This is a genomic window from [Mycobacterium] fortunisiensis, assembly GCF_019050325.1.
Lineage (GTDB): Bacteria > Actinomycetota > Actinomycetes > Mycobacteriales > Mycobacteriaceae > Mycobacterium > Mycobacterium fortunisiensis.
The window spans coordinates 72789-85633 of the sequence record NZ_VOMB01000010.1; the positions used below are offsets into that span (position 1 = coordinate 72789).

Consider the following 12845-nt stretch of genomic DNA (forward strand, 5'->3'; position numbering starts at 1 on the left):
GCCACTCAGGACTCGGTTTCGTCGGTAGTTGGATTCTCCTCGCGCGAGCGCTCGTCGGTAACCGGGTCGGCCAGCTCCGACTGCTTGTGCTCCCGGCTGATGTCCACCATGAAATTGGCGAAGTAGCCGGAGAACTGCGGATCGCTCATCATCTGCCACTTCGGGGCCAGCAGCTTCATGTACCGCTCGACGTAGAGGAACTGCTTACCGATCAGTACCAACTCGCGCGGGAGCTTGACGTCGTAGGCGTCGGCCAGCGCCGAGAGCTGCTTGCCGATCTCGGCGTAGCTCATATCGCCCAGCGTCGACATGGTCAGCGGGGTGGCGAAGCGCTCCAGGTCCTTGGCGGCCTCCGCCTCGGGTTTCATCGTGCCCACCGCGCCCATCAGCACGACGATCTTGCCCGCGGCGGCGTGGTCCTTCTTGACCAGCAGGGCGTAGACCAGCTCGCGCAGCAGCCAGCGGGTGCGCGGGTCGATGCGGCCCATGATTCCGAAGTCGAAGAACACGATCTTGCCGTTGTCATCGACGTAGAGGTTGCCCGCGTGCAGGTCGCCGTGGAACAGGCCGTGCCGCAGGCCCCCCTCGAACACGCTGAACAGCAGTGCCTTGACCAGCTCGGTGCCGTCGAACCCCTTCTTGCGGATCGCGGCGACGTCGTCGATGCGAGTGCCCTGGATGCGCTCCATGGTCAACACGCGGGGGCTGGTGAGATCCCAGTACACCTGCGCGACGCGGATGTTCTCGCCCAGCGGCGAGGAGTGCATGTGCGAGACCCAGGCATCCATCGACTGTGCCTCCAGCCGGAAGTCCAGCTCCTCGGCCAGGTTGTCGGCGAAGTCGGCCACCACGTCCTGGGCGGACAGCCGCCGGCCCAGCTTGGCCAGCTCCACCAGCTGGGCGCCCCGCTTGAGGATCTGCAGGTCCGCGGCGACCCGGCGGCGGATGCCCGGGCGCTGGATCTTGACCACCACCTCCTCACCGCTGTGTAGCGTGGCGTAGTGCACCTGGGCGATCGAGGCCGATGCGAACGGTTTCTCGTCGAAGCTCTTGAACAGCTTGCTGGGCTCGTCGCCGAGTTCTTCCTGGAAGAGTTGTTGTACGGCTTGCGCATTCGCCGGGGGAACCCGGTCGAGCAGCCCGCGGAACTCGCGGCTCAGCGGTTCGCCGAAGGCGCCGGGGCTGGACGCGATGATCTGGCCGAACTTCACGTAGGTGGGGCCCAGGTCCGAGAATGTCTGCGGCACCTGCTTGATGATCTTCTGCTGCAGGGACCCGGGGCCGAACATGCTGGCGGCGACGCGGGCCCCGGTGCGGGTGATCTGCCAGCCGGTGGCGCCGATTCGCGCGGCCTCCACCGGCAACGGCACCCGGCTCAACCTGGCGACCTCGCGGTGCTTGGTTTTCGGCGGCGTAGTGCTCATACCAGCAGTGTCTCAAAGCCCGCGGTGGGGCCAAAAACTTGTGTGCCGTGCATCACACCGAGGCGAAACTGTCCTCGGCCTGTTCGCGGGTGAGAACGGGGTCGCTGCCGCGGACGTAGGTGGGCTCGGTGTGCGGCGCGAGCGCGGGGTCGACGCCGTTCGCGACGCGTTGCTGGGCGGCCCGGAATTCCAGGGTGGTGCCCGCCGCGGTGTGCACGCCGTTGATGATCGACCACACGATGGCGCGCCGGGCGGCGCGCTCGATCGGGTTCGGGTCGGTGTGCCCGATCAGTTGCTTGGCCCATTTCGGCATGGTGTCGCGGATCGCCCAGTCCATCGCGCTGTGCGGCATCGACAGGTTGGAGCCGGTGCTCATCGCGGTGCCGTGGGTGAGTGCCAGCTTGGGCAGGTAGGAGTGCAGGCAGTCCAGCGTCTCGGCTTTCGTGGCCGGCAGGTCGGTGCCGCCGAGGGCGTGGCCGACCCGGACGAACTCGCCGTAGTAACGGTCAAGCTTCTTGCCGCGCAGTGGGTTTGGATGGTAGATCTCGTGCGCGGTGGCCAGCCCCCAGACCACTGTGGCGTAGTTCCAGCGCAGCCAGTCGGGGTCGTCGGCGTCGTAGACCGCGCCGTCGGGGCGGGTGCCCTTGATGGTGTGGTGCATGGAGCGCACGGTCTTGGCCACCCGTTCGGCGGTTTCGGTGTTGCCGTAGGCGGTGCCGATGAAGAACGCGATGGAATGACCCAGCCGCACCGCGGCACCTCTCGGGTCGATCTCGGGGATGCCGTTGCCGTCCTCGTCGCGCTTGACCAGGCGCGAATGGTGGATGCCCATCCAATAGATCGACGGATCGAGGCGTTCGATGTAGGCCGCGCACTGCAGGCCGAAGATCAGGGCCTCGGTGTGGGAGTGCACGTGCCAGACCGCGCTGCCCGGGCCGAACCATCCCGGGTCGCCGGCCGGGCCGGCGAACTCCATGCCACGGAAGTAGTTCTGCCGAACGTCCTTGTCGAACTTGCGCTGCAGCATCTGCTCGAGCACCTGGTGTGGCATGTCCACCGCAGACCCCTTTCTGGTCACACCTGTAGCCAGAATACATTTTGGTTACGGGTGTGACCAGACTTAGTGTGTAGGCATGTCCAGTCCGACGCGATGGGCCGGTGTGCCACTGACGGACCGCCGGGCCGAACGCCGTGGCCTGCTGATCGACGCGGCCTACCGGCTGTTCGGAGACGGTGGCGAAGCCGCGCTGTCGGTGCGCTCGGTGTGCCGCGAATGCGGGCTGAACACCCGGTATTTCTACGAGAGCTTCGCCGACACCGACGATCTGTTGGGGGCGGTGTACGACGACGTCAGCGCGGCACTGGCGGCCGACGTCGACGTCGCGATGACCGGGGCCGGCGACTCCGTGCGGGCCCGCACCCGCGCCGGGATCGCCGCCGTGCTGGGCTTCAGCTCGGCCGATCCGCGCCGCGGGCGGGTGCTGTTCACCGATGCCCGGGCCAATCCGGTGCTCGCCGCCCGGCGTGCGGCGACCCAGGACCTGTTGCGTGAGGCCGTGCTGTCCGAGGGGGGCCGGCTCAACCCGGGCTCGGATCCGGTCGCCGCCCAGGTCGGTGCGGCCATGTACACCGGGGCGATGGCCGAGCTCGCCCAGCAGTGGCTGGGCGGCAACCTGGGCGACGACCTTGGGGTGGTGGTGGATTACGCGCTACGGCTGGTGCTCGGCGGCGGTGCCGCCGGTTAGGCCCCGGCAGGCCGCCAGCGCTTGATCCAATCGGTTTCGGGCCACTGCTCCTCGGCCGCCATCAGCTCGTACATCGTGGCGCGGTCGATGGATTCCCGGATGATGTCGGCGTGGCCGGCATGCCGGCTGAGCTCCTCGATGAGGTGCATGACCACCCACCGCACCGACCAGTGCTCGACGTCCTGCGGGAACCACGGCACATCGTGGGGTACGGGAACGGCGGTGTCGAGGTCCCGCTCGGCGAAAACCCGTAGCGTCTCGGCATTTTGGGCCTTGAACGCCTCGAGTAGTCCGGCGAGGGTCTCGTCCTCACGCATCACGTGCAGATCGGCGTACTCGGCCGCCTGCTCCTCGAACGGGCGGGAATCTGGCGGTGGGAACTGCGGTGCATGCTCGGCGCGGTCGGCCCAGCCCTTCTGTACGGCCGTGACGTGCTTGATCAGGCCGCCGACCGACAGTGCACTCACCGACGGGGTGGACCGGGCCTGCTCGTCGGTGAGGCCGTGGGCGACCGCGAAGAAGGCGTTCTGCTGAAAGGCGACGAACTCGATCAGGGTGTGACGTTCGTCGATGGCCGGTGGGGGCATTCCTGGCATGGCTCAGTTCTCCTTGGTGGTGGGGGTGTGCACGTAAAGATCACGGATGCAGGCGATTTCGGCGCCGTGGTGGATCGCTTCGCGGTTGATGTGCAGGACCAGCTCGGACATCGGGTGATCGGCCCATGGGCCTTCGGCCGGACCGACGGGCTTCGCCAGGTCGCGTTCGTCGAGTTTGCGGACCCCATCGATCCAGTTCCGGTACGCCTCGTCGAGTTGACTCAGGGCGGTGTCCGCGTCGGTGGCATACGGCCAGGACTCGTAGTCGGCGGGCGGGCCGCCGAAGTGCGAGTGGCTGCGCATCGCGAACACGCCGACGATCACGTGCGCCAGCCGCCACGCGATCGTGGTGAACGGATCCGGTTGTGGTGCTGGATAACTGAAGTCGATACCGCCGTCGGGATGGACAGTCCAGCAGTCCGGCACCGGTTGCCAGAAGTACTCGTCGTCGGTCAGGCCGTCCAATCGCGGACGCAGGTGATGCGTCCAGTGGAAATCGAGTTGGTCGGCCAGCAGGTTGCTCCACATAGGACTACCGTGCCACGCATAGAGGACAGTTTCGGTCCTAAAAGTGCGGCAAACTTGTCGGCATGTCTGAAACCACCGGTCGGGTGCTGCAGCTGCTGGGGTTGCTGCAATCACGCCGGGCGTGGACGGGCGCGGAGCTGGCCGACCGGCTCGGCGTCACCACCCGCAGCGTCCGTCGGGACATCGAGCGGTTGCGCGCACTCGGATATCCCGTCCATGCCGGCAAGGGTCACGGCGGCGGCTATCGGCTCGGCGCGGGCGCGGCGCTACCGCCGCTGCTGCTCGACCCCGACGAGGCCGTCGCGATGGCCGTCTGCCTGCGGCTGGCCGCCGGCGGCAGCATCGCCGGCGTCGGCGAATCCGCCCTGCGGGCGCTGTCCAAACTCGACCAGGTGATGCCGGCCCGGTTGCGTTCGCAGGTGTCGGCGGTGCACGACGCCACCGTCACGCTCGCCTCGCACTCCTCGGACACGCCGGTGGAACCCGAGGTGCTGATGACCCTGGCCCGCGCCTGCCGCGACCGCGAACACGTCAGCGCGGATTACACCGACATCCGGGGCAACCACACCCAGCGCCGACTGGAGCCCTACCAACTGGTGACCACCGGCCGGCGCTGGTACCTGATGGCCTATGACCGTGACCGTGCGGACTGGCGCAGCCTGCGGCTGGACCGGATGTCGGCAGTGGCGGCCCGCGGCACCACGTTCGTGCCGCGCGACGCTCCGGACGCCGCCGACTATGTCGGCCGCTCGATCAGCTCCTCGCCCTACCGCTTTGTCGCGCGGGTGCGCTACCACGCACCGCAAGCGGTTGTGGCGCAACGCTTTCCCCCCGCGTCGGCCACGGTCGAGGCGGACGGGCCCGATGCCTGCATCGTCACCGCCGGCGCCGATGACCCCGAGCGCATGGTGCTGTACTTCGCGACGGTGGGGTACGAGTTCGAGGTGCTCGAACCGCCGGAGGTGGCTGACGCGGTGCGCACCGTCGCCGACCGGCTGCGGCTGGCTTCTCCGCGCGAGCAGACGTGAACGTACCCGGGTAACGACGTTACGGGGTACCGGAGGGTCTGCTCGGCAGGAGAATGCGGCAGGGGCAGATCAGGTGATACCGAGCCGGCCGATGAGCATCAGAAATGCCGCGGCGAAATCGTTGTCGGCTGTGGCGGCACGCACCGCGTCCCAGTCGACCTGCTCGCGCACCGCACGCACCGCCGGCAACAGCGCCGCGAAATCACAGTGGTGCTCGTTGAGCGACAGCAGTTTCTCCGACACCACCACCGTCGGCGGCAACACCGGCATCCGGATCGCCAGCACGTCGACCACGTCGGCGGGACTCAGCGTGGTCGCGTCCACCGACACCCCGTTGAGTTGATAGAGCACGTCGACCAGCACATCGTCATCGGCGTACGCCTTGAACAACCAGTCCTCCGGGGCGTGCACGATCTGGAAGCCGGCCTTACGCAATGTCACCTCCGCCGCTTCGGCGTCAGCTTCGGCGACCACGAAATCCACGTCGTGCACCGGTTCGGGTGCGCCGTAGACCCACAGCGCGTAGCTGCCGCCCAGCGCGAACCGCGGCCCATGCGTCTTGAGTGCCGATGCCGCGCGTTTCAGGGCCTCGCGCAGATCGTCGTTGCGGTCGAGCACGTGCCATCCCGGGTGTCAGGGCAGGCCCGTGATGGGGCCGATGCCGGAGTGGGTACTGAGTACCCATGCGCCTGGCCACTTTCAACATCCTGCACGGACGCAGCGTCCACGACGGCGACGTCGACCTGAGTCGGCTGGCCGCGGCAGTGGCCGAACTCGACGCCGACATCCTCGCGCTGCAGGAGGTCGACCTGGACCAACCCCGCTCGGGCAAGGCCGACCTGACCGCGGTGGCCGCCGATGCGATGAACGCCGGGTACCACCGCTTCGTCGCCGCGATCTCCGGAACCCCCGGGGCGACGTGGATGGCGGCCACCGGACGTGAGCAACCCGGCACCGCCGCCTACGGCATCGCCCTGCTGTCCCGGTACCCGGTCGAGAACTGGCAGGTACTGAGACTGCCGCGGATCCCGGTCCGGTTCCCGATGTACGTCTCCGGAATCCGCCGGTTCCGCATCATTCACGAGGAACCCCGCGCGGCGATGGTGGCCCGGATCGACACCCCGCTCGGTGCCATGACGGTGGCCAACACCCACCTGTCGTTCGTGCCGGGGTGGAACCGGGTGCAACTGCGGCACCTGCTGCGCGACGTGAACGGCTTTCCCGGCCCGAGGCTCCTGCTGGGCGACCTGAACACGGCCCGCCCTGGCCGCTGGCGTCCGCTCGGGGTGGCGCCGACGTTCCCGGCCACTGCGCCGACGACCCAGCTCGACCACATCCTCACCGACGACCCCGATTTGTCGTCGGCCTCATGTGCCGCACCGCACCTTCCGATTTCGGATCATCGGGCGCTGGTTGCCGACATTTCGGCGTCCTGACGCCGTAGGGTTTTGCAGATGCACGTCACGTCAGTGGAGACGACGGAGCTGTTTGCCGGGCCCGAGGATTCCCCTCGGCAGCTGGTGCGGGTGCGCTACGAGGCCTGCGCGGCGCCAACCCCGGTGCAGGTCAGCGGGGACGGCCTGTCGGGTGAGGCCATCGCCGCCCCCGGAGCCGGTGCCGTCGAGGTGCCGGTGCACGTCGACGGGGGAGCGCCCGGTGAGGTCCGGCGGGCGCGGGTGGGTTCGACGGACTTCGATTTCACCGTCGCCGAACCGGGCTGGACCATGTACATGATCAGCCACTTCCATTACGACCCGGTGTGGTGGAACACCCAGGCCGCCTACACCAGCGTCTGGACCGAGGATCCGCCCGGCCAGTGCCGGCAGACCAACGGCTTCGACCTGGTGGCTGCCCACCTGGAAATGGCCCGCCGCGAACCGGAATACAAGTTCGTGCTGGCCGAGGTGGACTATCTCAAGCCCTACTGGGATGCCCGGCCCGAAGACCGGGCCGACCTGCGCCGGTTCCTGGCCGAGGGGCGCGTCGAGATCATGGGCGGCACCTACAACGAGCCCAACACCAACCTGACCAGCCCGGAGACGGCGATCCGGAACTTCGTGGCGGGCATGGGGTTTCAGCGTGACATCCTCGGTGCCAGACCGGCCACCGCGTGGCAACTCGACGTGTTCGGGCATGACCCGCAGTTTCCCGGGATGGCCGCCGATGTCGGCCTGACCTCCAGTTCGTGGGCGCGCGGGCCGCACCACCAGTGGGGCCCGATGCAGAACGACGGCGACCCCGAACGGATGCAGTTCGCCAGCGAATTCGAGTGGATCGCCCCGTCCGGCCGCGGGCTGCTCACCCACTACATGCCCGCCCACTATTCGGGCGGCTGGTGGATGGACTCGGCCGCCTCATTGGCCGAAGCCGAGGAATCCACCTACGCGCTGTTCACCAAACTCAAACGAGTTGCCTTGACCCGCAACGTACTCCTGCCGGTCGGCACCGATTACACCCCGCCGAACAAATGGGTCACCCAGATCCATCGGGACTGGAACTCCCGCTACGCGTGGCCGAAGTTCGTCTGCGCGCTGCCGTCGGAGTTCTTCGCTGCGGTGCGGGCCGAGATGGATTCCCGCGGGTTGCGGCCGTCCCCGCAGACGCGTGACATGAACCCGATCTACACCGGCAAAGACGTCTCCTACATCGACACCAAACAGGCCAACCGGGCCGCCGAGGACGCGGTGCTCGACGGTGAGAAGTTCGCAGTGTTCGCCGGGCTGCTCGGCGGTGCGGACTACCCGCAGGCCGCGTTCGCCAAAGCCTGGGTGCAATTGGCCTACGGCGCACACCACGACGCCATCACCGGCTCGGAGTCCGACCAGGTCTACCTCGATCTGCTGACCAGCTGGCGCGACGCCTGGGAATTGGGCATCGCCGCACGCGACAACGCGCTGAGCCTGCTGTCCGCGGCCGTCGACGGATCGGTGGTGGTGTGGAACACGGTGGCGCACAACCGAACCGATATCGTCACCGTGCACCTCGAAGATTCCTTTCCAGGTGCGGTACTCGACAGCGACGGCAACGAGGTGCCGGTGCTGGCCGCCGAGGACGGGAAGACGGTCAGCTGGCTGGCCCGCGACGTGCCGTCGCTGGGCTGGCGGTCCTACCGGTTCGCCCCCGGAACCGGCAGCGGCTGGGAACCGTTGGCCGGGCACGAGATTGCCAACGACCGCTACCGGTTACGCGTCGACGCGGCGCGCGGCGGCGGGGTGTGCTCGCTGACCGACGCCGGCCGTGAGCTCATCGCCGCCGGCGGCGTCGGCAACGAACTGGCCGTCTACGACGAGTACCCGGCCCATCCCGAGGCCGGGGAAGGGCCCTGGCACCTGCTGCCGACCGGGCCGGTGGTGTGCTCATCGGCCACCCCGGCCGACGACGTGCAGTGTTATCGCAGCCCGCTCGGGCAGCGTGTCGTTGTCCGCGGACGGATCGCAGAGTTACTGCGCTACACCCAGATCCTCACGTTGTGGGACGGCGTGGACCGCGTCGACTGCCGCACCGTCATCGACGAATTCGTCGGCGCCGACCGGCTGGTGCGGTTGCGCTGGCCCTGCCCGGTGCCCGGTGCGCTGCCGGTGAGCGAGGTCGGCGACGCGGTGATCGGACGCGGGTTCGGGCTCATGCACGACCGCTCGGCAGCCCAAGCCGTCGATGCGGCACAGCACCCGTGGACCCTGGACAACCCGGCCTACGGCTGGTTCGGGCTGTCCTCGGCCGTGCGGGTGCGTATCGGTGCGGATGTCCGGGCGGTATCGGTGGCCGAGGTGGTCGCGCCCGAGACCGAGGACGCCGACGACACCGCCGGTGCCGACCCGCGCGAGCTGATGGTGGCCCTGGTCCGCGCCGGGGTGACCGCCACCTGCAGCGCCGCCGACAAACCCCGCTACGGCGATCTGACCGTGGACTCCAACCTGCCCGACACCCGATTCGCCCTCGGCGGCCCGGACGAAAACCCGTTTACCGCAGCGGTTCTGGCAGCGGCCGACATCACCTACGCCGACGAGCTCAAACGCCAGCTGGACGAAACCGGATCGGCGCGGGTCTGGGTCCCGGCGGCCACGCCGTTGACCGAGCACTGGGTGCCCGGGGCGGACCTGCGCGGGGTGCGCACCCTGCCGGTGCTGATCCTGGCCGGCGACCTCGGCGCGGTGGTCGAGGACCTGGGCGACGCCGAGATCGTCGTTGACCAGCGGGCCCCGGCCGAAGAAGTGCCGTTCGAGGACCGCACCGTCGCGCTCCTCAACCGCGGTGTGCCGAGCTTCGCCGTCGACCCCGACGGCACCCTGCACACCTCACTGATGCGGTCCTGCACCGGATGGCCCTCGGGCACCTGGATCGACCCGCCGCGGCGTACCGCACCGGACGGATCCAACTTTCAATTGCAGCACTGGACACACACCTTCGACTACGCCCTGGTGAGTGGCACCGGTGATTGGCGTGCGATGGGCGCGGCGTCGAGTGCCGCCGAGTTCAACCGGCCGCTGCTGCCCGTCGTACCGGATTCGGACGGGGCCGGCGGTCTGCCGGGATGGGGCTCGCTGCTGGAGATCGAGCCGGCCGGCGCAGTCCAACTCGGTGCGCTCAAAGCGACCGGCAACCCGCTGGCATCGGGCAGCCTACGCAGTGCGGACCCCGCCGACGGGGTTACCGCCCGCCTGGTCGAGATCACCGGCAGCAGTGCCGAAGTCACCCTCCGCTCCGGGTTGCGCGCGGTCTCGTCCGCGGCGAACCTGAACCTGCTGGAGGAGCCCGCGCCGGAGCAACCCTCACACCTGAGCCTGCACGGCTACGAGATCGCCACGGTCTCCACCCAACTGAACCAACCCAGGGTGTTGTCCGCCGAGCATCGACAGCTTGCCCCCGACGCCGAAGTGGCCCAACCCCTCTACGCCCGCTACTGGCTGCACAATCGCGGCCCCGCACCGCTGGGTGGGCTGCCCGCCGTCGCGTATCTGCATCCGGAGAGCGTCTCCGCCCGGCCGGGTGCCGAGGTGGTCGTGCGGCTCACCGCGGCCAGCGACTGCACCGACGGCGCCCTGCACGGGCGGGTGCGGTTGTCTGCGCCGCCGGGTTGGGACGTGCAACCCGACGAGCTGGCCTACGTGCTGCCGCCCGGCGAGCATCTGGAAACCGATGTGGTGCTGAGCATTCCGGCGGATGTTGCGCCTGGGCTGTATCCATTGCGTGCCCAGCTCGCGGTCACCGGCAGCGATTCGGGTGCGCTGCCGCCGTCCTGGCGGCAGGTGGTCGAGGATGTCTGTGTGGTCACGATCGGTGCGCCCGAGGCCCAGGTGCTCACCCTCGTGTCCGAACCGCAGCCCGTCGAGGTCAAGGCCGGCGAGACCGCCGGCCTGACGATCACCATCGGCACCGACGCGGGTGCCGGCCTGACCGCTGAGGCCCACCTGATCAGCCCGTGGGGGACGTGGGAGTGGATGGGCCCGGCCGCGGTGGGCGTCGAGTTGCCGGCCGGCGGGACCGCCGAGATCGGGTTCGAGGTCGCGCCACCACCCTGGGTCGAGCCAGGGGAATGGTGGGCGTTGATCCGGGTCGGTTGCGCCGGACGGCTGATCTACTCCCCGGCCGTGAAGGTGACGGTGCGATGAATTCTGCGCCGAATCCGGCGGCCTACGCGGCGCGGGTGGCAGGAAAACCGGTGCCGCTCACCGAGATCGACGAACGCGAGGCCGCGCTGCGGGCCGGGAACCGGGCGGCCGCGCTGCCGCGCCCACACACCAGTGAGGGGCGGCAACTGCGCCGCTGGATCACCCAGTTGGCGGTGGCCGATCGGGTGGTGGCCGACGAGGCCGCGGCGCGGGGACTGTCGCCCGACGGTGCGCCCGCCCACGACGAGGTGCTGCCCGATACCGCGGCCCGGCTCGAGATCGGCAGCGTCGCCGCCGCCACCCTGGCCACCCCGCTGGCCCGAGCGGTGTTCGCGGATGTCACTGCCGCCGTGGATGTTTCGGAAACCGAAGTGACCGGCTATCACGCGCGCAACCCGATGCGCTTCGCGGTCCGGCGATCCGGTGCTGACGGCTGGCGGGCCCGGCCCGTCGCGCCCGCGCTGCACGAGGTCCGTGAGCGCATCGCCGCGCACCTGCGGGCTGCCGCACGCCGACAGGTTTTCCGGCAGTGGCTCGATGCGCGGTGTGCGGCCGTGGTGGAACTGGCGCCCGGATACGAACATCCCGGTGATCCCCGTCAACCGGACAACACCCACAAACACTAGGAGCGCCACGTGAGCCTGAACCTGGCGGTCGACATCGGTGGCACCAAGATCGCGGTCGCTCTGGTCGATCCCGACGGGCAACTGGTTCACCGGGCGCAGCTGCCCACCCCGGACGGTGACGCCGAGGCAGTGTGGGTCGCCGTCGACACCCTGCTCGGCGAGGCCCTGCGGCACGGGCCGGCGGCCGCCGTCGGCGTCGCCTCGGCCGGGCCGATCGACCTGGCCGGCGGCACCGTCAGCCCGATCAACATCCCCCAGTGGCAGCACTTTCCGATCGTCGAGCGGGTGGCCGCCAGCTCCCGGTTGCCGGTGCGCCTCGGCGGCGACGGGCTGTGTATGGCACTCGGTGAGCAGTGGCGTGGCGCGGGGCGGGATGCGCAGTTCCTGCTCGGCATGGTGGTGTCGACGGGGGTGGGCGGTGGGCTGGTGCTCGACGGCGCGCCGTACGACGGCCGCACCGGCAACGCGGGGCACGTCGGCCACGTCGTCGTCGCGCCCGACGGAGGTGACCCGTGCGCCTGCGGCGGGCACGGCTGCGTCGAGACCGTCGCGTCGGGCCCCAGCATGGTGCGGTGGGCCCGGGGACAGGGCTGGGGCGGCACCGACGCCAAGGCGCTCGGCGATGCGGCGGCATCCGGTGATCCGCTGGCGCTCAAGGCCTTTGACCGCGGTGCCCGGGCGGTGGCGGCGACGATCGCGTCGGTGGGCGCGGTCTGCGACCTGGACCTGGCGGTGATCGGTGGGGGAGTGGCCAAGTCAGGGGCGCTGCTGTTCGGCCCACTGCGCGCGGCGCTGGCCGACTATGCCGGCCTGGAATTCCTGCGCGGGCTGCGGGTGGTGCCGGCCGAGCTGGGCGGAGACGCCGGCCTGGTCGGCGCGGCGGCTCTGGCCCGCGGCCTCTGACGCTCCATGTGGGTGCGGCCCCAGTCGCACAGCGCCTGCAGTATCGGCGCCAGCGTCATGCCGTACTCGGAGATCGAATAGTGCACGCACGGCGGCACCGTGCCCGCGTCGTGGCGGTCGATGATCCTGGCGTCGACCAGATCGTGCAGATGCCGGATGAGCATGCGCTCGGTGATGTCGGGGATGCTGCGCCGGAGTTCGGCGGTGCGCATCGGCCCGTCGGACAACCGCCACAGGATCGTGCCTTTCCAGCGGCCGTCGATCACCGACAGCGTCGCGTCGATCGGGCAGTCACCGATCTCCTTCTTCGAAACTGCCACGTCCACCTCTTTCCTGTGCTGACTAATTTGTCAGTACCTTGTTTTCTGTCAGCATAGTGATCAGGC

Annotated in this window: 12 protein-coding genes; 6 read left to right on the plus strand and 6 right to left on the minus strand. The window is 69.2% G+C overall.

The genetic code is table 11. The features are described 5' to 3' along the window. Positions 1-5 precede the first annotated feature (5 nt). Positions 6-1424 (minus strand): ABC1 kinase family protein, encoded by a 1419-nt coding sequence (locus FR943_RS07035; protein ID WP_217155637.1) that lies wholly within the window; start codon positions 1422-1424, stop codon positions 6-8. 52 nt (positions 1425-1476) lie between these two features. Then, entirely contained in the window at positions 1477-2481 is a 1005-nt protein-coding gene (locus FR943_RS07040) for an oxygenase MpaB family protein (protein ID WP_217155638.1), read from the minus strand. Between the two features lie 76 nt (positions 2482-2557). Here FR943_RS07040 and FR943_RS07045 point away from each other — a divergent pair, with 76 nt between their 5' ends. Then, a complete protein-coding gene (locus tag FR943_RS07045) occupies positions 2558-3169 on the plus strand; it encodes a TetR/AcrR family transcriptional regulator (protein WP_217155639.1) in 612 nt (203 codons plus the stop codon). Here FR943_RS07045 and FR943_RS07050 read toward each other — a convergent pair. Both FR943_RS07050 and FR943_RS07055 read right to left on the minus strand, forming a co-directional pair. Then, positions 3166-3765: a DinB family protein gene (locus FR943_RS07050; RefSeq protein ID WP_217155640.1), complete on the minus strand. Its 600-nt coding sequence runs from the start codon at positions 3763-3765 to the stop codon at positions 3166-3168. The two genes, FR943_RS07045 and FR943_RS07050, sit on opposite strands and share 4 nt — an antisense overlap. A gap of 3 nt (positions 3766-3768) precedes the next feature. Next, a complete protein-coding gene (locus FR943_RS07055) occupies positions 3769-4293 on the minus strand; it encodes a DinB family protein (RefSeq protein WP_217155641.1) in 525 nt (174 codons plus the stop codon). A 62-nt stretch (positions 4294-4355) separates the two neighbouring features. Between FR943_RS07055 and FR943_RS07060 the strand changes: the two genes are divergently transcribed. Beyond that, entirely contained in the window at positions 4356-5321 is a 966-nt protein-coding gene (locus tag FR943_RS07060) for a helix-turn-helix transcriptional regulator (protein WP_217155642.1), read from the plus strand. Positions 5322-5390: 69 nt separating this feature from the next. Here the strand turns inward: FR943_RS07060 and FR943_RS07065 are convergent, their stop codons facing one another. Next, positions 5391-5939, minus strand: coding sequence for a hypothetical protein (locus FR943_RS07065; RefSeq protein ID WP_217155643.1), 549 nt, complete (start codon positions 5937-5939; stop codon positions 5391-5393). A 65-nt stretch (positions 5940-6004) separates the two neighbouring features. On the opposite strand from FR943_RS07065, the gene FR943_RS07070 reads away from it, so the two are divergent. The 4 genes from FR943_RS07070 to FR943_RS07085 are packed head-to-tail and all read left to right on the plus strand — an operon-like array spanning position 6005 to position 12459. Further along, a complete protein-coding gene (locus FR943_RS07070; protein ID WP_217155644.1) occupies positions 6005-6757 on the plus strand; it encodes an endonuclease/exonuclease/phosphatase family protein in 753 nt (250 codons plus the stop codon). Between the two features lie 18 nt (positions 6758-6775). Then, positions 6776-10930, plus strand: coding sequence for a glycoside hydrolase family 38 N-terminal domain-containing protein (locus FR943_RS07075; RefSeq protein ID WP_217155645.1), 4155 nt, complete (start codon positions 6776-6778; stop codon positions 10928-10930). Further along, positions 10927-11556 (plus strand): DUF7158 domain-containing protein, encoded by a 630-nt coding sequence (locus tag FR943_RS07080; RefSeq protein WP_217155646.1) that lies wholly within the window; start codon positions 10927-10929, stop codon positions 11554-11556. The genes FR943_RS07075 and FR943_RS07080 overlap by 4 nt, the downstream gene beginning before the upstream one ends. Before the next feature lie 9 nt (positions 11557-11565). Beyond that, positions 11566-12459 carry an ROK family protein gene (locus FR943_RS07085; protein WP_217155647.1) on the plus strand — a complete coding sequence of 298 codons (894 nt, stop codon included), beginning with the start codon at positions 11566-11568 and terminating at the stop codon, positions 12457-12459. On the opposite strand, the gene FR943_RS07090 is transcribed toward FR943_RS07085, so the two are convergent. Beyond that, a complete protein-coding gene (locus FR943_RS07090) occupies positions 12357-12779 on the minus strand; it encodes a winged helix-turn-helix transcriptional regulator (RefSeq protein WP_217155648.1) in 423 nt (140 codons plus the stop codon). The genes FR943_RS07085 and FR943_RS07090 overlap by 103 nt on opposite strands. Positions 12780-12845: the final 66 nt, after the last annotated feature.